Source organism: Aquidulcibacter sp., assembly GCF_020253525.1.
In the GTDB taxonomy this organism is placed as follows: Bacteria; Pseudomonadota; Alphaproteobacteria; order Caulobacterales; family Aquidulcibacteraceae; genus Aquidulcibacter.
The window spans coordinates 1-19,328 of sequence record NZ_JADCBK010000002.1 but is presented as its reverse complement, the minus strand read 5'-3'; the positions used below and the strand labels follow the sequence as shown (position 1 = coordinate 19,328).

Below are 19,328 nucleotides of genomic sequence, written 5' to 3'. Positions count from 1 at the left end.
GTACCCGAGTCAGATAAGAGGGTTGTTTACCTGTTTTCCGTATACAACATTCCTTAAACAGTGATACGATTGCGAGCGCTTAATACGACTTTGAGGACCCCAGACACGATGCGGACGAAATACAAAGCATCCCCACTGGCTGAAATGGCAATAGCCTTTCAATTTGAGCCGGAACCGACTTTTCAAGCAGTGCATTTGGGTAGGTTCACAGAGTTCCTTAGAGACGATTACCCAACTCCTCTAACGCAGCCACCAATGGAAATTGCAATTGAGAGGCCGTTTGGTACTGAGATCACCCAGCAAATGTTTTTCCCTGGGCAGGTAGAGATTCCTAGAGCTTGGATGATCAGTAAGGACCAATCTAAACTGGTACAGTTTCAAAATAGCAAACTAGTATTCAATTGGCGACGCGCGGAGAGCAAAACGGTATATCCAAGCTTCGAAAGCGCTTTGGACGAATTCTTGAGGATTCTGGGTGCGTTGAGGGAGTTTTGGCTATCGGAATTTGGACGTGAGCCCAAGACGACCCAAGTTGAGTTGGTTTATGTAAACCTCATAATTCCGCCAAATCGCGAAGTTGTTAGGTTGTCTGAAGCGATACCTTTTTTAAAGGATTTGATCGCAATCAACTTACCAATACAAATCGATGGTTTGTCGCAAACATTTTCCTCTAAACTCAAAGACATCGATGGCCGTCTCCATGTCGGCATTCAATTAATAACGCGTCAACCTATGGAAGGCCACGAAGTACGGCTTGAGCTTATTGCTAGAGGTCTACCTGAAGCACTTGATCACAAAGGCATTTCAACTTGGTTTGATCGCGCCCACAGTCAGATAACTGAGAAATTTAACACTGTAACATCTGAAAAATTCAGGATAGAGGTTTGGGGAGCCTACAGACATGTTTAACAACAGTGACTGGTGGGGAGCGAGCGCCTCTCCGTATACCCATACTGCTCAGCTAAACGAACTTCCACTTTGGAATAATCTTGTTGAACCATCGGTTCAGTTACCCGTCCGGCAAACAACGGAGCACGCACAATTTTATTTTGTTCGTCCAAGTGCGATTTTCTTTGCGAACAGACAATATAATGAATTTGAACGGACGCTTTGGGAAAGTGGAAGAGACGATCTGCTGAGAAGTTTATTCGCTGATTTTCAAGATATCGAGGAATTTAAAGAATTAGATCTTGGTACGAAAACCATTGTAATAAATTTTGTACAAAGTCTGCCTATCCTATCGGCATTGCCAAAGTATTCTTTCGCCGGGGATGGGATAATCGACTTTTTTTGGGGCGAAGTTGGCAATCGTCATCTAATCGTCGGTCTGTCTGAAAAATCACAGTACATCATTACAAGATCAGATGGGAAATGGCAGCATGAAGATATTTTAGATGGAAGTGCCACATCAATCGCTTCCAAGGTTCGGGCATTGATCTTGGGCTAAAATCGATGAAACTGACAATCCCAGAAGACAATATTTTAGCTCGCAGAATTTATACGCCCAATATGGGTGAAAATGGTAAGTGGCGATTTGAAGAGATTTTCCATTTTTCAACCCCGAAATTCCCGCCAGAATTGAGGCGTCACGAATCTGTTGATTGGGTTGAAATTGCTACAGCGCAAGGGGTTCACGCTTCAGGATTTGAAGCCGCGCGTGCAAAGTCTGCGAAAGGAAACGCAACCCAGTATTGGGGCTTTTGGCAAGCAGTAAACTTCGAGATACACCGAATCGTTGGCAATTGCGGCAGCCGATTTATAGTGGAGCACGAGCCAAGTGAAGGACCGGCTCACTCCCACATTGTGATGATTGAGGCAGCAGCTGCTACAAATGGCAGTAGACGTGCATTGAAGGAAAGATTGATAGATATTTTTTTTAGGCAGCAAGTTGCAGCTTCGCACCCGTAGCGGTTAATTGAACTAACACCCCCACTGAAATCAACGCACATAGAGGCGTGACAGGCCTACGGCTCCGGCTTATGTCAGTCTGACTATGGCGAGCAAAGAAACCCCTCAAGACGTTTTCAAACGTGTGATCACCCATACGGCGCGTGCTTTATCGCGTACTGAGGAGGTGGAGGTCAGCTTCTCTGCCGATGGGCCAAGTGTGTCGGGCAATCGTATTGGCTTGCCCCATCCGGCGCGCGCCTTGGGTGAGCAAGAAGTCTCGCGTTTGCGTGGTCATGCCGATGCCGCCGCACTACGCCTCGCTCACCATGATTTAGCGGCCCATAATGCCGCCATGCCCGAAGGCCCGCGTGCGCGTGCTCTGTATGAAGTTGCTGAGAAAGCCCGCATTGAGGCAATTGGCGCTTTGGCCATGCCGGGGGTTGCACAAAACCTAACCGCGGCTTTGGTCGAGACGTGCGAGAAAAAGGGCTATGCCCGCATGACCGACCGGCAAACCGCGCCTTTGGCCGATGCCTTGGGCCTGTTGCTGCGCGAACGCCTGACCGGGCTTGCCCCCCCTGAATCCGGGCGCGGTATTGCCGATTTGTGGCGCGATGAAGTGCAAGCCAAAGCGGGCGAGACCATTGATCGCCTGACTGAACGCTTGGGCGATCAAAAGGCCTTTGCCGAAGTAACACGCGACCTTATCCGCGACCTCGACCTCGGCGATGAATTGGGGGCAGAACCTGATCCGTCTGATGAAGATGGCGAAGAGCCCGATGGCGCCGACCAGCCCCCACCCGACCCCAGCCAGAATGAGGATCAGCAGGAAGAAGGCGGCGAGCAGCAGGAAGATACCCAGCGCGGCGAGTCGCAAGGCAGCGAGCAAGAAGATGTGCAGGTGCGCGTCGAGGCTGATGATAGTGACTCGTCTGATGATGATGACAGCGAAGTCGATGAAGGCACTACGCCCGTCCGACCCAACTTCAGACCGGGTGATGGCGATGGCTTTGCCTATAAAATCTATACCAAGGCCTTTGACGAGACGGTGGGTGCCGAAGACCTGTGCGACGGGGAAGAATTGGCCCGCTTGCGCAGCTATCTCGACGCCCAATTGACCCAGCTTCAAGGCGTTGTTGGCCGCTTGGCAAACCGCTTGCAGCGCCGTCTGATGGCTCAGCAAAACCGCAGCTGGCAGTTTGATCTGGAAGAAGGCGTACTCGATGTCGCCCGCCTGTCGCGCGTGGTGACCGAGCCTTTGGCCCCCCTCACCTTCAAGATGGAAGATGATACCAACTTCCGCGACACGGTTGTGACGCTTTTGTTGGACAACTCGGGCTCGATGCGCGGCAGACCCATCATGATTGCTGCCATTTGCGCCGATATTCTGGCCCGCACGCTGGAGCGCTGCGGCGTTAAGACCGAAATTTTGGGCTTTACCACCAAGGCTTGGAAAGGTGGACAATCGCGCGATAGCTGGATGAAGGCGGGCAAGCCTGCCAATCCCGGTCGCCTGAATGATCTGCGCCACATTATTTATAAAAGTGCGGACGCGCCATGGCGTCGGGCGCGGCGTAATCTGGGCCTGATGATGCGCGAAGGCCTTCTCAAAGAAAACATCGATGGCGAAGCCTTGGATTGGGCCCATGACCGCCTGCTGGCCCGGCCCGAACAGCGCCGCATTCTGATGGTGATTTCTGACGGCGCGCCTGTGGATGACAGCACTTTGTCGGTCAATTCGGGGGCCTATTTGGAACGCCATTTGCGCGACACCATCGCCAAAATCCAAGACTATAGCCCGGTGGAGTTGATCGCCATCGGCATCGGCCATGATGTGACGCGCTATTATCGCCGCGCCGTGACCATCGTGGATGCCGAGCAATTGGGCGGGGCGATTGTCGATAAGCTGGCCGAATTGTTCGAAGAAGAGCCCAAAGCCGCCAAAATGGCACGCGGCAAATCAAGCCCCACCAAGGCAAGCCCCGCCCCCGCGGCGACGGGCAGCAGCCGAATCGGGTCCCGGCCCGTGCGCTAGCATAGGCCATTTCAACAAATCTTAATTCCGATAAGCAGGGCGTGCGATGCCGTCGGTGCTGGGTTTGTAGCGGGCGGCGAGTTCGGTAGAGCGGCTGGTCATGGGTTGGGCTTGGCCTGCGATATAGACCGCAAGTGGATAGCTTTGGCCTTCCAGTGGATCGCCTGACCAGATGACGACATCGGCGGCTTTGCCCGGCTCGAGGGAGCCAATCTCCTGGTCCGCGCCCCAAATCTTGGCGGGATTTAAGGTAATGGCAGCGAGGGCTGCTTGATAGGGCAAGCCATGGGCGACAGCTGTGCCTGCATTCATCCGGCTTTGTCGCAGATTGTTATAGTCCCGGCTGCCCATGATCGAGACTTGAACGCCTGCTTGATACAGGATTTGGGCGTTGCGCAAATGGGTGCCTAAGGTCTCAAAACTTGCCGGTAGAGCGGCTTGGCTGTCGATGATGACGGGCACTTTTGCGGAAGCCAATTCAGACGCGACCCGCCAGCCTTCTTCTGCCCCTTCCAAAACCACGGATAGTTTTTCTTCCCTCGCCAGTTTCAAGACTTGGCGAATATCATTGGCGCTCGATACCCGGATCAAGAGAGGCGACTTGCCTTGTACCACGGGCACCAAAGCTTCCAAATCAAGGCGACTGACCATCAGGTCGCGGCCCTCGCCCTTGTCATAGGCGGCGCGGTTGGCTGCAAAATGGCGCACATCGGCCAAGACGCGCTTAAGAATGATCAAAGATGCCCCGCGCGAACCACCTGCCGCAGCAGCAGCCGACTCGCCAAATTCCAACACCATGCCTGCATTGGTCTTGAAGATCAGGTCGGGCGAGTTTGCTGCCAAATTAATGCCGATGCTTTGGCCAGCAAACAAGGTTGGATCGTCTTGTTCATGCCCGCCTGCGGTATCAAAGGCACTGTCGTCATGGGCATGGGCCCCATTGCCAGAACGACCCGCTACCGGGGTGAGGAAGGCTCGTGTCACACCATTGAGGCGCGCGAGACCAATTGTGGGGGCGTCGGGATTGACGCCCGCTGCAGGATTAAAGGCAGCACCAATCTGCCCCCCTGCCCCATCGTCGCGCGTGGAGGGGACTTGCTCAATCTCCGAAATGCCAAGGCTGGTGGTGGCGGCGACCAGACCGGGCGTAACCACGGCCCCTTTGGCGTCAATGATTTGTGCGCCCTTGGGAATGGCGGCCGAAGCGCCAATGGCGACAATCTTACCCCTGTCCATCACAAGGGTTGCAGAGGAGAGGGTGCCGGCTGGCCCCACGGTTTCGATCTTGGCATTGATGATGGCGATAGGATCAGCAACCGCCAGTGCGGGGGCTGAAACTGCCAAAGCGAGAGCAAGAGCAACGGGTTTCATTATTTCTGCTCCAAGCTAGGGCGACCAAGGTCAAAGTCGGACCGGGCATGGGTGGCCGGGTCGTTACGGTCATAGGCGATGCCGCCGTCAATATAGACGGTTTGGGCTAGGGCATAAGTTGAGAACGGATCGCGGTCCCACACCACAATGTCGGCCATCTTGCCAACTTCCAGAGAGCCCGTCTTGGCCGCAATGCCCATGGCGCGCGCGGGATTGGCGGTGATCCATTTGATCGCATCAAGGCGCGATACGGGAATACCAGCGCGCGCTGCCGCGCCCATCGCCAAGGCCGCTTCTTGGTTGAGATGCTGGATCATGGTGGCGTCGTCAGAGTGGATAATCGCGCACGCCCCATAGGCCTGCAAGATACCGGCATTTTCAGCAATGCCGTCGAGCGATTCCATCTTAAAGCCCTGCCAATCGGCCCACGTGGCCGAGCAGATGTCTTCCTCTTTGAGCACAGGGGCCAGCTTATAGGCCTCAGAAGAATGGTGGAAAGTGGTGATCTTATAGCCAAATTCCTTGGCCATATCGATCATCAGGGCCATTTCGTCAGCGCGATAGCAATGGTTTTGGATCAAAACATCGCCATTGAGCACGCCAGCCAATGTCTCAAGCTTGAGATCGCGCTTGGGCGGATCACCGGCGGATTCCCCGGCGGCGACTTTGGCCCGATAATCATTCCATCGCCGATTATAGTCGGCTGCATCAATCCAGGCTCGCCGCGCTACGGCAATATTGCCCATACGGGTAGAAGGCGCGCGCGAGCGCGAGCCATAGACGCGCTTGGGGTTCTCGCCGCAGGCCATTTTGAGGCCATATGGCGCGCCTGGAAACTTCATCCCCTGCTGCGTGATGGCGGGCACATTTTTGAGCGTCACAGACCGGCCACCAAATAAATTGGCCGAACCTGGCAGGATCAACAGGCTGGTAATGCCGCCTTCGCGCGCGCGGTTGAAACCGGGGTCTTGTGGCCAGATCGAATGTTCCGCCCACACTTCGGCTGTGTTGGGGTCGGTGGCTTCATTACCGTCCGAATTGGCTTGCACGCCGGGACTGGGATAGACGCCCAAATGCGAGTGAATATCGATAATGCCGGGGGTGACAAACTTGCCGCGCCCATCCACGCGCTTTGCCCCCTCGGGGATGGCAATATCTTTGCCGACAGCGACAATCTTGCCTTCTGAGAAGACAATCGTGCCATTTTCAATTTCTTGGCCCGCAGCAGTCAGAATTGTCGCGCCGACAATGGCGGTCGGCACCCCCGGCAAAGGCTTGTAGGTCGATGGAAAAGGATCCAGCGCACCATGACTATCCATGCCCTTAATGATGGGCTTTGGCGCAGCTTTCGGCTTTGCCGCGGGTGCGGTTGCCGGTGCTGCTGCTGGTTGTGCCGCAGAAGTAGTGGCACATCCCGCAACCAAAGTGGCAGATACGGACAAAGCCAAGGCGGAGGCGGATAGGATGAAGTGGCGCAGAGACACGGTGCTTGCTTTCTGGCTGACGAACTTTGTCCTGTCAGGCAACACGAAATCGTGAACACGCACAAGAGCCATACCTACCCTTTCGCAGTGTGATCAGGCCCACTTCTGCGCGGCGACCTTGACCTTCGTCCACAGCGCAGACACTTGCCACGCATGAGCCGAGATATTGTCATCCAACTCAAGGATATTGCGCTGAAGCGTGGCGGCGCGCCTGTCTTCTCAGGCGTCGACCTTACTTTGCGCCGTGGCGAGCGGGCAGCACTGGTCGGGGCGAATGGTGCAGGCAAATCGACCTTGATGGCGGTGCTAGCAGGCCTGCTTGATTATGACTCGGGCGAACGCGTTGTTTCTCATGGCACGCATGCGGCAACCCAGACCCAAGAGCCCGACTTTAGCGGCGCGACCAGCCTGTTAGAATGGGCAGCACAAGATGTACCCCACGACCGCGACGAGGCCGCGCGCCTAGCCGCCGCTGCGGCAGAACTGCATAGTTTTGGTCTTGCCCCCGACCGCCCGGTCACCGGCATGTCTGGTGGGGAGGCCCGCCGCGCTTCCCTTGCCCGCGCCTTGGCAGCCGACCCCGACCTCTTGATGTTAGATGAGCCGACCAACCACCTCGACATCGCAGCCATTGAAGAATTAGAGCGTCGTCTCAAGCAGTTTTCTGGAGCAGTTTTGGTTGTCAGCCACGACCGAGCTTTCCTGTCGGCCGTCTCCACCTCCTGTCTGTGGTTGCGCAACGGGATTGTGCGGCGCCTCGATGCACCCTTCTCAAAGTTTGAGCCCTGGGCAGCCAGTATTGAGGAACAAGACCGTAAAGCGCTAGAGAAACTAGACAAAACGCTCGAAGATGAAGCCCGCTGGTTGGCGCGCGGGGTAACAGCCCGCCGCACCCGCAATGAAGGCCGTCTCCGCCGTTTGATGGACATGCGTGAGGCCCGCAAAGGCCAGGCCGCGTTGGTGCGCAAGGATACCGCCGCGCTTCAGGCCGACACAGGCACCACATCAGGTAAATTGGTGTTTGAAGCCAAAGGCGTCTCAAAAGGCTTTGACGGCCGCGCCGACATTATCAAGAACCTTGATCTGCGGGTTGTGCGCGGCGATCGGCTAGGCATTGTTGGCCCCAATGGCGTGGGCAAATCAACTTTGATTAAGATGCTGGTTGGCAATTTAGAGCCCGATAAGGGGACAACCCGCATGGGCAAAAACCTCACCATCGCTTATCTCGACCAGTCACGTGCCGCCCTCGACCCCAAAGCGACACTTTGGGATACGTTCGCCCCAGCAGGCGGAGACCAGATCATGGTGCGCGAACGGCCCAAACATGTTGCCGCCTATGCCAAAGACTTTTTGTTCGACAGCCGCCATTTGCGCCAACCCGTGGGCTCGTTCAGTGGTGGGGAACGCAACCGGGTCCTTTTGGCCCTTGCTTTGGCCAAGCCCTCCAATGTGTTGGTGCTGGACGAGCCGACCAATGACCTCGACATGGAAACCTTGGACGTGCTCGAAGATATGCTGGCGGAGTATGACGGCACGGTCCTGCTCGTCAGCCACGATCGGGCCTTTTTGGACGGGGTTGTAACCGCTACTTTAGCGCCCCGTGGCGACGGGACTTGGGTAGAGACCCCGGGCGGTTGGACCGATCTGATGCGCCAAGGCATCCCCATTCTGGGCCATCAGCAGGCCTCTAAGCCAAAGCCCAGCGCGGCGCCCGCCCAAGAACCCGCGGTGAAGGCGGCGGCCAAGAAACTCTCCTATAAGGACGAGAGACGATTAAGCGAGCTTGAAGGCTTGATCCCGAAACTTGAGGCCCAAATCGGCCACTTGGAAGAAGCGCTCAACGATCCCAATCTTTACAGCCGCGATCCAGCCAAATTTGAAAAGACATCCGCACAGGCCGTGCAAGCCCGCGCCCAATTACAAGCGCACGAAGATGAATGGCTGGCGCTGTTGGAACTTAAAGAATCTTTGGCTGCAAACGCCTAAATCTGCGATTTGAATCCAAACTTAATTCTACCTTAACCGGCGCACGGCACCGATACCTCCTATATTAGGAGAGAATGTATGCGTGCGCGTGATTTCGCCTTCTGGCTGGCCTTTGCCCTTGCTGGTCCCAGTTTCGCCCAGAATGCCGCCTATTCACAATTTCCAGCGGCAAGCGCTGATTCTTGCGCAAAGGCTTGTACGAGCGACAGAATGTGTGCGTCCTGGTCGTTTGGCGGGGCCGTTGCGACAGGGGAAACAACAAGCCGCTCCAAGAAAAAGATGGGGCCACCGCCACGCATGTGTGCGCTGTCGCAGTCATTAAGCCCATCGCGCCAACCAGGCTTCGAATCAGGCTTACCCCGCAGAACGGCCGTTTTGACCCCGACAGGGCGTTATGGCGAGGGCTCTGGCAATTATGAAGTGCGCCCAGCGCCCTGGCTCGACCCCCGCGCCCGCACACCCCAAGCTGCACCCGGCTCCAATCAAGGTGCGCCCATTGCCCCGCCCCCTGCCCCACCTGCGGCGCGGATGGAGTTTTCCCCACAAGCGGCCCCACGGCCCGCCGCACCGGTAGAAGCCAGCCAAACCCGGTCAGGCGCACGCGGTACACCCCGCAGCAGCGTGCGTGACATGCCATCGCAGCAACCCCCTCAAGCCGCTTTTGATATGCCGCAGGCTCCCGCCGCAATGACTGCACCTATGGCAGCACCAACGCCGCCGCAAATGAGCTTTACGCCACCGCCAGCACCGCCGGCCATGCCAGCCGCCCCCCCGATGCAAAGCCCTGCGCCAGCCCAGCAAGCCACTGATTTATCAAAATTTAGAGGCTCCGACGGCATGGTTGATGCCGCTGCCATGCGGCGCGCCCAAATCAATTCGGCCCGTGCCACGGGTCAACCTGCCTATGCTGTTCAACGTGAGTGGGAAGCAGTTGAACAAGAGCGTCAACGCGCTGCAGCCAATGGCGAAGTGCGTCCAGACCCCTTGGCTGGAACCGTGCCTGTACCACAAGCACCCCAACCACGATCAACCAAGCCAAGCCAAAGCTTCGAGCCAGATCCTTCGAGCCTTGGTGGTGAAGAAGAATCTGCCAACCCTGATGCCCAAAAACCCGCTAGCAAACCAAAAGGCGCGCGCGGGACGCCACGGGCCGAGCAATCCACGTCGTCTCGCCAAAGCGCCCTGAACCAAGCAGCGCGCGACCGTGCCCGTAACCCTTCCTACATTGACCGCGAGCCCCGATTGGGCGGTGGTCCCGGCGGGTAAGTTTTTTCATTTTGATGAATTCTGACCACCAAATGTTTACGCTTATCCTGTAGGACAGACGCAGAAACGGGAAACTGAGATGCAAGTTGGCGAAAGATACGCTAAGCTATTAGAGGTTGCGAGCGAAAGCTCCAGCGAAAAACGTCGCGTCCTGCTTAATGAAGTAACTGATTTATTCTTCGACTCTCAGGAAAACCAAAGTCCGGTTGAGACCAAGCTCTTTGGCGATCTCATTGCTAAAGTGGCTTATGAGCTGGATACAGAAGTCCGCAAAGAATTGGCCCAACGTTTTGCTGGTGGCGAAGCGCCACGCACGCTGGCCGTGATGATGGCGAATGATGAGGAAATTGGCATTGCGGGCCCGATCCTGCGTCGCTCAACCTCGTTGACCCAAGATGATCTGATCCGCGTCGTCGAAACCCGTGGTCATGCGCACCAAATGGTCGTGACCCAGCGCCCAGATGTGGGTGAGGAATTGTCCGATGCCTTGGTCTCGCACGGGAATGATTTGGTTGTTGCCTCGTTGGTGAGCAACCAAACTGCCAAGGTTTCTGACGAGACCTTTGATAAGATCGTGGATCGTGCGGCCAATAATCCCGATCTGCATCGCCCGATCGCTGAGCGTAAAGTCATTTCACCGGAGCATTTGAACCGTCTCTATACAATCGTCGAAGGCCCAATGCGGCGCGAGATCCTTGAGCGGAATTCAGAATTTACCGAAGAAGAAGTCGAACGCGCCATGCGCCGTGCCCAGACACGTGTTGCGGTTGTGAACGGCACCTTGCCGGCAGACTTTGAAACGGTGCACCGCGAATTCACCAAGCAAAAAGCTGCCAATGCGATTAATCGCGCGATGTTGCCGACCCTGTGGCGCAACAAGGAATCGACCAAATTCATGATCGCTTTCGGCGATTTCACCGGCCTCGATTTCTATCAAACGGCTCTCTTGTTTGAGAAAAAAGATATCGACACCATGGCTATGGTGTGCCGGGCTGCCAATTTTGAGCGCGCTTTGTTTGTGACCATTGCCGTCTTGGTGCTTGGCAATGAGGGCATGGGTCAGGCCCAAATCCTTGGCAATATGTATAATGATGTGCCGCCAGAAGCCGCTCAGCGCGCTTTGCGCTTCTTGCGTTTACGGGCAAACGTCTCTGCTCAAGCAGCCTAGATCATCCGCTCCCGCACATTGGTGAAGCGGATTTTCGGAAACTTTTCTGCGACATAGCCGATTTCCCACGCATTCTTTGCAAGGAAGACGTCTGCGCCGTCTAAATCGGTACCCATGCCCGCGCGATTGCGATCAGCAAATTGCTCGAGATCAGCCGCGCTGTCGGCGGCAATCCAGCGCACACCATTAAAGGAACAAGTTTCAAACACGACTTGCAGCCCATATTCGGCGGCCAGACGCTCAACCAACACGTCAAACTGCAAGGGCCCAACTGCACCCACAATCAGGTCTGAACCAAAATGGGGACGGAATAATTGGGTCACGCCCTCTTCTGCCAAGGATTCCAGCGCCTTCTTCAAATGCTTGGCCTTCAGCGGATCTTTTACCGAGGCGCGACGCAAGATTTCCGGGGCAAAGTTTGGAATGCCCGCAAACTTCACCTGGCCGGTTTCCGACAGACTATCGCCAACACGCAGCACACCATGGTTTGGCACGCCAATGACGTCGCCCGCCCAAGCTTCGTCGGTGATTTCGCGGTCTTGGCCCACAAACATCAAAGGCGCATGCACGCCAATCTGCTTGCCTGACCCTGTTTTCAACCGCATACCACGCTGAAACTTGCCAGAGGCCAAGCGCACCATCGCCACGCGGTCACGATGCGCCGGGTCCATATTGGCTTGAATCTTGAAGACAAACCCGGTGACTTCCTCGCGGTCGGCTTGGACTTGGGTTTCAACCCCTTTATCGAGCGCCTTTTGGTCGCGTGGCGAGGGCGCATAGTCGCGCAGACCGTCCAACAACTCGCGTACCCCGAACTGGCGTAGCGCAGAGCCAAAGAAGACAGGCGTCATATGGCCTTCGCGATAGGATTGAAGGTCAAAGGCCGGATAGCCGCCTTGCACCAACTCAGCCGAGCTGCGCAATTCCTCCATCTCCGCTTGGTTCAAGACTTCGGCAATCGCGTTAGACGACAGGTCCATCGTATCATGCACCAATGGACCCGTATCGCCCACTTGTGGACGACGGAATACGGTAAAGCGGTCATTGCGCAAATCCACCATACCGCGGAAACGATTGCCGGAGCCCTGCGGCCAGAAGATTGGCGCGGGGTCAAGCGCAAGCTTGGAAGCCACTTCGTCCAATAATTCCATCGGATCTTGAGCTTCGCGGTCCATCTTATTGATAAAGGTCAGGATTGGGATATCGCGCAGGCGACAAACCTCAAACAATTTCAAGGTCTGCGGCTCAATCCCTTTAGCTGCGTCCAGCACCATAACGGCCGAATCTGCCGCGGTTAGCGTGCGATAGGTGTCTTCAGAAAAGTCTTCGTGGCCCGGCGTATCCAACAGATTGATGATGCAATCATCATGCTCAAACGTCATCACAGACGCCGAAACCGAAATGCCGCGTTCGCGCTCAATCTTCATCCAGTCCGAACGCGTCCGGCGCTGTTCGCCGCGGGCACGTACTGCCCCTGCGGCACGAATGGCCCCGCCCATCAGCAAGAGATTCTCAGTCAGCGTGGTCTTGCCGGCGTCTGGGTGGGAAATGATGGCAAAGGTGCGACGGCGCTTAACTTCACGCGCGAGTTCGGCTGACATGATTGGGGCCTGACTAAGACGAATGGGTAAATCGGGAAACGGCCTGAATGCTCAAGCCCTTGAGCCCCCCATCTAGCCGAGGCCTTGTCACAATTAAAGGCCTTAGAGCAATAGGAAATCTAGGCCCGGCTTAGGCCGCGGCAGACTGCCAGACAGAAGTATTGATAATGCCAGGCGTCAACCGGCCCGCATCCTGTTGGGCCTTGAGGCTGCCCAAAGTTGTCAGCGAAACGGTTGCCAAGCGGAAACCGACTTCTTGTGGACGTCGACATTTTGGCGGCGCGATAAACAAAATCGCATTGGCGTCGCTGCGGCTGGCAATCAGCCAAGCCAAAGCGGCAGCCTTTTGTGGGGCTTCTGATGCCAAATTTGGCATTTCCATGATCGCGGTCTGAACGGCCAAAATGGAATCATTGAGGGTGTAACGTGCGACTGCCGTTGCCGGAATGCCTGCATTGATCACCGCGTCGGCATTACCCGTTAGCATGAGAACGCGGTCATTGAAGAGAAAAAGCATCCAAACGTCTCCAGTCGAGAACGAGACCTTAGAGCACTTGGGTTAACAATCAGTCCACGCGCTCTGAGAGAAAACTTCTGCCCAGCTTGTCTTCAATTTCGACGATCCAAATGTCCTGGTCTTGAGAGGCTCGTTTAGACAAATAAGCATCGATGGAGGGCTCGTCCGGCCCCGCTGTTTTACCTGTGAGATCAAGATAAATGCGCTCTCCAGCCCCATCCCGCGCGGGAATGAGTAAGCGCGCCGTGCCATCGAGACGCGCGACTTTCACCAGGACTGCGCCCGCGGTTTCATCCCCTTTACGCACGACAAAACCCGCAGCGCCAAGACTCTGCGCCGTGCGCAAAAGCGCTTGCACCCAGATATCACTGCGGAGATCGCTGCTGCTCATGGCTTTGTGTGCACCGGGCTTAATCGAAGTGAAAGAGTGGCGACTGTAGATAGATGCCATGATTTTCTTTCATCGTGCCGCAATTTGTTTGACACTCTTGGTGCCGGTTGCAAGCCACGCCCAAGTTAATGGGCTAGAGCGCAGCTACGCTGAGCGCATGGCAATGCGGGCCATTGATGAACGCTGTAAACTGCTTGAAAGCGGTCCTCGGCGCGCCTTGGCGGGCTTTACCGCCCAAGCCCGTGGTGCTGCCCTGCGGTCTGGATCCAGCACGCAGCGCCTCGACCTGATCGCAAGCCAAGCCAAAACAGCCGCAGCCGCCAAAGCCTGTCGCGATCCTGCCGTTCAAACCGAAGCCCAACGCATCATTGCGGCCCATAAGGGCTGGCGCGCTCAATTGACCGGTACCTATGCGGGCCCGGTGCGGGCGTGGCGGGTTGATCGCGGTGGCAAAGACATATGGCGTGCGGTTCAAGACACAGGCAGCGCCACACGGGCGGGTCTGGTGGCAAGCGGAACGGGCTTAAGCTTTGCGGTAGAGACCCCAGATGTCGATGCATCGGGCGCACGATTATTCTTGCGCGACCTCACCAAGCTTGGCCCACCACAGCCCAGCAGAACCCTCTCCCCGCCTTTGCGCAACGGCACAACCATTCATGTCGCCGCCTCGCGACGGCCTGCGGCAACCCGCGCAAGGGTAGAATCGCGGCCGCGAGCCGGGACCTTATTTGTCTTTTCCGATGCAACCACGCGCGCCGTACTCAATGCCGATCCTCGCGACACATTTGAGATTGAAATCACCAATCGCTCGGGTACGGTGACCCGTCTTTTGGTGGAAGTCGGGGATTTGGTGGCAGCCTTTACCTTTGCTGCCGAATTTTAGGACAGTGGCTTGTCCAAATTGGCATAAGGCAAACTGACCTTTGCAATGGTGCCTTTGCCCAATGTGCTCTCAAGCCAGAAGCGACCGCCCTGTAGTTCGGTCAAGCGCTTCACTACCGCCAAACCTAAGCCAGAGCTGCGCACCACGCGGCTATTGGCGCGGCTTTGATTATCGCCTTGCGCCCAAGGTTGTCCGATACGGGCAAGGTCTGCTGGACTGATCCCCGCCCCATCATCTTCAATTTCCAAACAAGCCTGCCTTGTTGTGGCATCGGGGCGAATTCGCAGCGTTACCGAGCCATCTTTTGGCGTGAACTTAATCGCGTTTGACAAAAGGTTGAAGGCGATCTGACGCATCGCGCGCGCATCGGCCCGCACGCTGATGGGTGGTCCAACTTCATGGCGGATCTGCACCCCCGCAGAACGCGCCGCCCCACTTGAAAGGGCAATCGCCTCAAACAGAAACTGATCAAGCCGAATATCCTCCAGCCGGACTTCATAGCGGCCCGCTTCGATTTTTGAGATATCAAGCAAGTCCGAAACAAGATCGAGCAAATGGCTGCCACTGGTATGAATGAGACCCGGATAATCTTCATAGCCTTTTGGAAGCGGGCCAAACACACCTTCACGCATCGTATCAGCAAAACCCAGTATCGCATTGAGTGGCGTACGAATTTCGTGACTCATCTCTGCCATAAATCGGGCCCGATCATGGCTTTCTGCTTGCGCCATGCGGGTTTCAGCCTGCGCCGCATCGCGGCTGTCTAAAGCCTGTTTTGCCTGGTCGCGGGCCGCGCGCCGCACCCGTTCAATCACGCCACCAGCGCGCGCGCAGATGGCTAAAGCCAAAGCCGCACTGGCCCAAGCCACCAAGAGCTTTGGGATGAGCGCGCCCCACGACCCAGCGGCAAAACTGACGTTACTGGGCAAGAGCGGTGCTAACATCAGTAAAGCAACGGCCACACACAGGGCGGCAGCAATGCCATTAATCAGCGCGACACCGGCCGCCCCAGCGGCGAGCAAGGGCCAAATCACCGCGGCAAAGGCAATGCCATTCGTCCCCCCCTCTAAACTGCCTAAGCCCAGAGCCGCCCCCGCCCACAGCACGGGGATGATCACCGCTTGGCGGGCTTGATTGGTGTAAGAGGTGACAAGAAAAGCCGTCATGGTGCAGATGGCGACGCAGGACAGGCCAAAAAGCAATCGCGGTTCACCCAGCCAAATGGCATAAGCTAAAGCCATTGCAGCCAAGGCCGCACTGCTGCCGCTGGCCCATTGCGCAGGGGTTAGGGGTTGGTCCGATACGGCCCAAGCCTTTCCGCCGACTTTGGAATCAGCCAAATCTGAGTGTTGTGTCGCGTCCACACCCGCTTTTAGCCGAAGGCGATCGGAAAGTCGCCTGAGTTCGCGTGACTGGTGAAGTTTGGGAATTTTTGCGTAATTTTGGTTGTGATTTATTCAGACACCCTCTGGCATAAGGTGTAGGGACAAGCGGTGGGGCGCTTAAAGGAGATGGATATGAGCAAAAAGTGGCTCGCATGTGCCGTTGCGACGCTGTTCGTTAGTGCAGGTTTGGCCATTAGTGTCGATGCCTCCGCCCAACAACGTCCAAAGGCTAGCGCCACCAAGGCTACGGCGAAGAAGGCCCCTGCCCGCAAGGCTCCCGCCAAAAAGGCCCCGGCGACCAAGGCCGTTGCAGTCCCAGCCGCACCAAAAGGCCCGGTGGGCCTCGCCCTTCCAACTGGCGCGAACACATTAGGTGCCCATGCCGCCCTTTATGCCGCCTATGCCGCCGATGTAGAGGCCCTCAATGTCGCGTCGATCACCACAGGCCGCGCCCTCACACAATCCACCGAACGTATTGCCCGCCACCTCAATTCAGATCGATTGGCCCTCGGCATGGTCGCCTATGGCGCGGCTTGGGCAGCGACTCAGGATGAATTTGTTGGCGAAGTGCGCAAACTAGAAGCCCGGATGGGCCGGGATGCCTTGATTGCCAAATTGCGCGGCGAAATCGCATTTGCGCGCAGCCTGCCCGGCGGGGAGCAAGCAGCCCAGCTTGCAGCACGTGCCCTTTTGGCCGATGCTGCTAAGATTCAGGAAGAAGGCGATGCCTTCAAACAAGCCGCCTATGATTGGCAGAAATATGCGTGGGCAAAAGTCAGTACGGCTGATTCTAAAGCCCGAAATGCGGCCCTGCGCACCTTGGTCGCCCCGGTGCCCGCAACCGATCTTGCCGTCAACTTCTCGGCGATGCCCGAAGCCAATCTGTCGCCACAATCAACCCAAATGCGCACCCTAAGCCTTCAGCGCAGCGTGCGGCTGTCCACCCAATCGGCTCGCGACGGGATCACTTTGGCTGAGCCTATTCGCGCTTGGTCGCCGATTGATCGCATGGTATCGCTGGCAGCCCTGTCGGCAATTGGTGGGCCTGCTGATCGCCGGGAAGATACCGAAGCCCTAATGCGCGATCCGCGCTTGGTTAGCTGCGTGAACTCCTCGCGTCTGAACATGCAAATGTGCAATGCAGCCACAAAACAGCCCTATGAACGCTCCTTCTGCTTGGCTGAACATCCTTTAGGTGAAATTGCCAAATGCATGGCCAAAACAGTTCGATAATCCACAGATGAGCGACCCACGGCTGGAAGACCTCATCGAAGAATTCTCCTTTCTCGACGATTGGGAGGAGCGCTACCGCTATGTCATCGACTTGGGGCGCACGTTGCCGCCTTTAGACGAAAGCGAGCGGGTGGAAGTCGCCAAGGTGCGGGGCTGTGCAAGTCAAGTTTGGCTTGTTTCAACAACCGATCCCGAGACTGGGCTCATTGAGTTTCGCGGTCAGTCAGATGCCGCCATTGTTCAGGGCCTGCTCGCGATTTTGGTCCGGCTCTATTCGGGTCGTGCACCTGCGGAGATTTTGGCACTCGACGCACAAGCCGCTTTTCAGGCCTTGGGCCTAGGCGATGCGCTCACGCCACAGCGGTCAAATGGTCTCAAAGCGATGGCTTTGCGGATGCAAGATGTAGCCAAAGACGCTTTGGCCAGTTCCCAAGCCTAAGCGGCCTGTTTGTCGAAAGTTAGGCGCGGGGCGGGTGCCGCCCGCAGGGCTGCCTCCAGCTGATCGAGCATATCATCAATCTTTGGATCGTCGCGACGGTCCTCAATCTGATGGCAGGCATGCGCGACGGTCGAGCGGTCGCGCGCAAAGGCGACTGCCACCCGGTGCAGGCTCATACCAAAGGCCACATGGGTTAAATACATGGCCACTTGCCGGGCAAAGGCGTGCTGGGCCGTGCCGCGATCGGGTACCAGGAGGTCGGCCCTTATCCCTAACGCGAAGGCTGCGGCATCACAGGCAAAACGTGCCCGGGCACAATCCAACTGAAATCTCTCTTCTGGCTTCATCGCTGTTCCACCTCGGTCAATGCGCCAAGATTGGCATGTGCCGAGACGGGTGAGGATGAACGCGAAACTATCCCCCAGTCAGCCTGTCCAAGCCGACAGGGTATTTTGCCGCTAAGCCTTTGGGCTTGCAGACTGGAACGTGCGATAGCCGAAGAATAAAATCGCCAGCATAATGGCTTCAACCACCATGGGGGCTGGCGCAGTGGGTGCCATGCCATCAAGCGCGAGGCTAAGGAACCGACCCGCCAAGGCAAGGCCCAGCATCACCATTGGAACCAAAAGGGCCTCGGCCCGCATTTTCCACGCCCCATACAGCGCAAAGACCGAAGCGCCAATAAAGAAGCCTGTGAAATCTGCCCGCACAGTCGCAAGACCCTGACTGCCAATGGGCGACAGAAAGAAGGCGGCTGCGAGTTTCGCAGGCTGCAGCAAAAAGCCCAAACCGATCACGAAGTTGAAAAGGCCCAAAACCAGAATCAGGCCACGCGCAAGTATTGTCATATGTTCCTCCCCCAAGCCTCACCTGACCTAAGCAGATTGGTGGGATTTGCCTAGCGCGTCGTCACCCTTGTTATAAGGCCCCCCTGAATCCTCTAATTGGGGCCTTGCCCCGCAAAGTCCCCTGAGGCCCCGGCTCGCAGCTCACGCTCCGGCGGGGATGGCATCGATAAAATAGAGAATTGATCTAGAAGCGCTTTGGTGCCCATTCTGGTTCACCAAGCCGCAAACGAAATTGTTCTTGCGACCTCTGGGTAGTCAAGTGTCCGTTTTCTTTGAAAACGGATCGCTTGCGACGCAGCGAAGCTGCGCACTTGACGACCCAGATGTCGCGGCCATGCTTGATGATCCATTTTGGTGAAACAGCGTTTCCACCAAAATGGGTCCAGACGGAAAAATCTTAAAGCGATGTCATCCCGGACGGCGAAGCCGATCCGGGACCTCCGAGCGCAAAATCCCATGGGGTCCCCGCTCTCCACTTCGTTCCGGCGGGGATGACATCGTGGGGGGAACTCCCCTCTCCCTCTGGGAGAGGGGACGGGGGTGAGGGCTTACGCAGCACCAAAAAAAGAAGTGGTGGAGCATCTTAACCGACTAAACATAATCAGCTTTTGTGCCCTACAAGCCCTCACCCCTTTCCCGTCGACCTATAGGTCGACCCCACAGGGAGAGGGGAGCGCATAGATAAAAACTTATCCCCCACCATCCAAACCTCGCGTAACCTTCCCTCGTTCCCAATGCGGAGGAGCTTCGGTCCGGGTTAAGCCGACTATTGGGGATTGGTAAGCGGGACTAAGCAGGGTTGAAGTGGCGACCTTGTGTTTCATCAGGATT

Annotated in this window: 18 protein-coding genes; 10 read left to right on the top strand and 8 right to left on the bottom strand. The window is 56.5% G+C overall.

From position 1 onward, the window contains the following. Positions 1–108 precede the first annotated feature (108 nt). The 4 genes from IOB61_RS00230 to cobT all read left to right on the top strand — a co-directional run bounded on the left by IOB61_RS00230 (position 109) and on the right by cobT (position 3,925). Positions 109–909, top strand: a complete 801-nt coding sequence (locus tag IOB61_RS00230) for a TIGR04255 family protein (RefSeq protein WP_290810408.1) — start codon at positions 109–111, stop codon at positions 907–909. Further along, positions 902–1,447, top strand: a complete 546-nt coding sequence (locus IOB61_RS00225; RefSeq protein WP_290810405.1) for a hypothetical protein — start codon at positions 902–904, stop codon at positions 1,445–1,447. The genes IOB61_RS00230 and IOB61_RS00225 overlap by 8 nt, the downstream gene beginning before the upstream one ends. A 5-nt stretch (positions 1,448–1,452) precedes the next feature. Continuing rightward, positions 1,453–1,908: a hypothetical protein gene (locus tag IOB61_RS00220; RefSeq protein ID WP_290810402.1), complete on the top strand. Its 456-nt coding sequence runs from the start codon at positions 1,453–1,455 to the stop codon at positions 1,906–1,908. Positions 1,909–1,993: 85 nt separating this feature from the next. After that, positions 1,994–3,925, top strand: coding sequence for a cobaltochelatase subunit CobT (cobT, locus tag IOB61_RS00215; protein ID WP_290810399.1), 1,932 nt, complete (start codon positions 1,994–1,996; stop codon positions 3,923–3,925). A 21-nt stretch (positions 3,926–3,946) separates the two neighbouring features. Here the strand turns inward: cobT and IOB61_RS00210 are convergent, their stop codons facing one another. Together IOB61_RS00210 and IOB61_RS00205 are read right to left on the bottom strand one after the other, a co-directional pair. Next, positions 3,947–5,296, bottom strand: coding sequence for an amidohydrolase family protein (locus tag IOB61_RS00210; protein ID WP_290810396.1), 1,350 nt, complete (start codon positions 5,294–5,296; stop codon positions 3,947–3,949). Beyond that, positions 5,296–6,615, bottom strand: coding sequence for an amidohydrolase (locus IOB61_RS00205; protein ID WP_290810556.1), 1,320 nt, complete (start codon positions 6,613–6,615; stop codon positions 5,296–5,298). The genes IOB61_RS00210 and IOB61_RS00205 overlap by 1 nt, the downstream gene beginning before the upstream one ends. 309 nt (positions 6,616–6,924) lie before the next feature. Between IOB61_RS00205 and IOB61_RS00200 the strand changes: the two genes are divergently transcribed. From IOB61_RS00200 to IOB61_RS00190, 3 genes are all read left to right on the top strand, one after another. Continuing rightward, the gene (locus IOB61_RS00200) at positions 6,925–8,766 is read left to right on the top strand and encodes an ABC-F family ATP-binding cassette domain-containing protein (protein WP_290810393.1); all 1,842 of its coding nucleotides are present in this window, start codon (positions 6,925–6,927) and stop codon (positions 8,764–8,766) included. A 78-nt stretch (positions 8,767–8,844) separates the two neighbouring features. Beyond that, a complete protein-coding gene (locus IOB61_RS00195; RefSeq protein WP_290810390.1) occupies positions 8,845–10,032 on the top strand; it encodes a hypothetical protein in 1,188 nt (395 codons plus the stop codon). Positions 10,033–10,111: 79 nt separating this feature from the next. After that, on the top strand, positions 10,112–11,200 hold the full coding sequence (locus IOB61_RS00190; RefSeq protein WP_290810387.1) for a DUF2336 domain-containing protein: 1,089 nt from the start codon (positions 10,112–10,114) through the stop codon (positions 11,198–11,200). Here the strand turns inward: IOB61_RS00190 and IOB61_RS00185 are convergent. The 3 genes from IOB61_RS00185 to IOB61_RS00175 form a co-directional block, all read right to left on the bottom strand. Continuing rightward, on the bottom strand, positions 11,197–12,801 hold the full coding sequence (locus IOB61_RS00185) for a peptide chain release factor 3 (protein ID WP_290810384.1): 1,605 nt from the start codon (positions 12,799–12,801) through the stop codon (positions 11,197–11,199). The two genes, IOB61_RS00190 and IOB61_RS00185, sit on opposite strands and share 4 nt — an antisense overlap. A 130-nt stretch (positions 12,802–12,931) precedes the next feature. Continuing rightward, positions 12,932–13,318 carry a hypothetical protein gene (locus tag IOB61_RS00180; RefSeq protein WP_085338929.1) on the bottom strand — a complete coding sequence of 129 codons (387 nt, stop codon included), beginning with the start codon at positions 13,316–13,318 and terminating at the stop codon, positions 12,932–12,934. 49 nt (positions 13,319–13,367) lie between these two features. Beyond that, positions 13,368–13,769 (bottom strand): DUF1491 family protein, encoded by a 402-nt coding sequence (locus IOB61_RS00175; RefSeq protein ID WP_290810380.1) that lies wholly within the window; start codon positions 13,767–13,769, stop codon positions 13,368–13,370. Here IOB61_RS00175 and IOB61_RS00170 point away from each other — a divergent pair. Continuing rightward, the gene (locus tag IOB61_RS00170; RefSeq protein WP_290810378.1) at positions 13,768–14,592 is read left to right on the top strand and encodes a hypothetical protein; all 825 of its coding nucleotides are present in this window, start codon (positions 13,768–13,770) and stop codon (positions 14,590–14,592) included. The genes IOB61_RS00175 and IOB61_RS00170 overlap by 2 nt on opposite strands. Here IOB61_RS00170 and IOB61_RS00165 read toward each other — a convergent pair. Beyond that, complete coding sequence (locus tag IOB61_RS00165; protein WP_290810377.1) at positions 14,589–15,956, bottom strand: sensor histidine kinase KdpD; 1,368 nt, start codon at positions 15,954–15,956, stop codon at positions 14,589–14,591. The genes IOB61_RS00170 and IOB61_RS00165 overlap by 4 nt on opposite strands. A gap of 153 nt (positions 15,957–16,109) precedes the next feature. On the opposite strand from IOB61_RS00165, the gene IOB61_RS00160 reads away from it, so the two are divergent. Together IOB61_RS00160 and IOB61_RS00155 are read left to right on the top strand one after the other, a co-directional pair. After that, positions 16,110–17,210 (top strand): hypothetical protein, encoded by a 1,101-nt coding sequence (locus tag IOB61_RS00160; RefSeq protein WP_290810374.1) that lies wholly within the window; start codon positions 16,110–16,112, stop codon positions 17,208–17,210. A gap of 7 nt (positions 17,211–17,217) precedes the next feature. Then, the gene (locus IOB61_RS00155) at positions 17,218–17,649 is read left to right on the top strand and encodes a SufE family protein (RefSeq protein ID WP_290810371.1); all 432 of its coding nucleotides are present in this window, start codon (positions 17,218–17,220) and stop codon (positions 17,647–17,649) included. Here the strand turns inward: IOB61_RS00155 and IOB61_RS00150 are convergent. Both IOB61_RS00150 and IOB61_RS00145 read right to left on the bottom strand, forming a co-directional pair. Further along, positions 17,646–17,996 (bottom strand): helix-turn-helix domain-containing protein, encoded by a 351-nt coding sequence (locus tag IOB61_RS00150; RefSeq protein ID WP_290810368.1) that lies wholly within the window; start codon positions 17,994–17,996, stop codon positions 17,646–17,648. The genes IOB61_RS00155 and IOB61_RS00150 overlap by 4 nt on opposite strands. 111 nt (positions 17,997–18,107) lie before the next feature. Continuing rightward, on the bottom strand, positions 18,108–18,497 hold the full coding sequence (locus IOB61_RS00145) for a DUF4345 family protein (RefSeq protein WP_290810365.1): 390 nt from the start codon (positions 18,495–18,497) through the stop codon (positions 18,108–18,110). Positions 18,498–19,328: the final 831 nt, after the last annotated feature.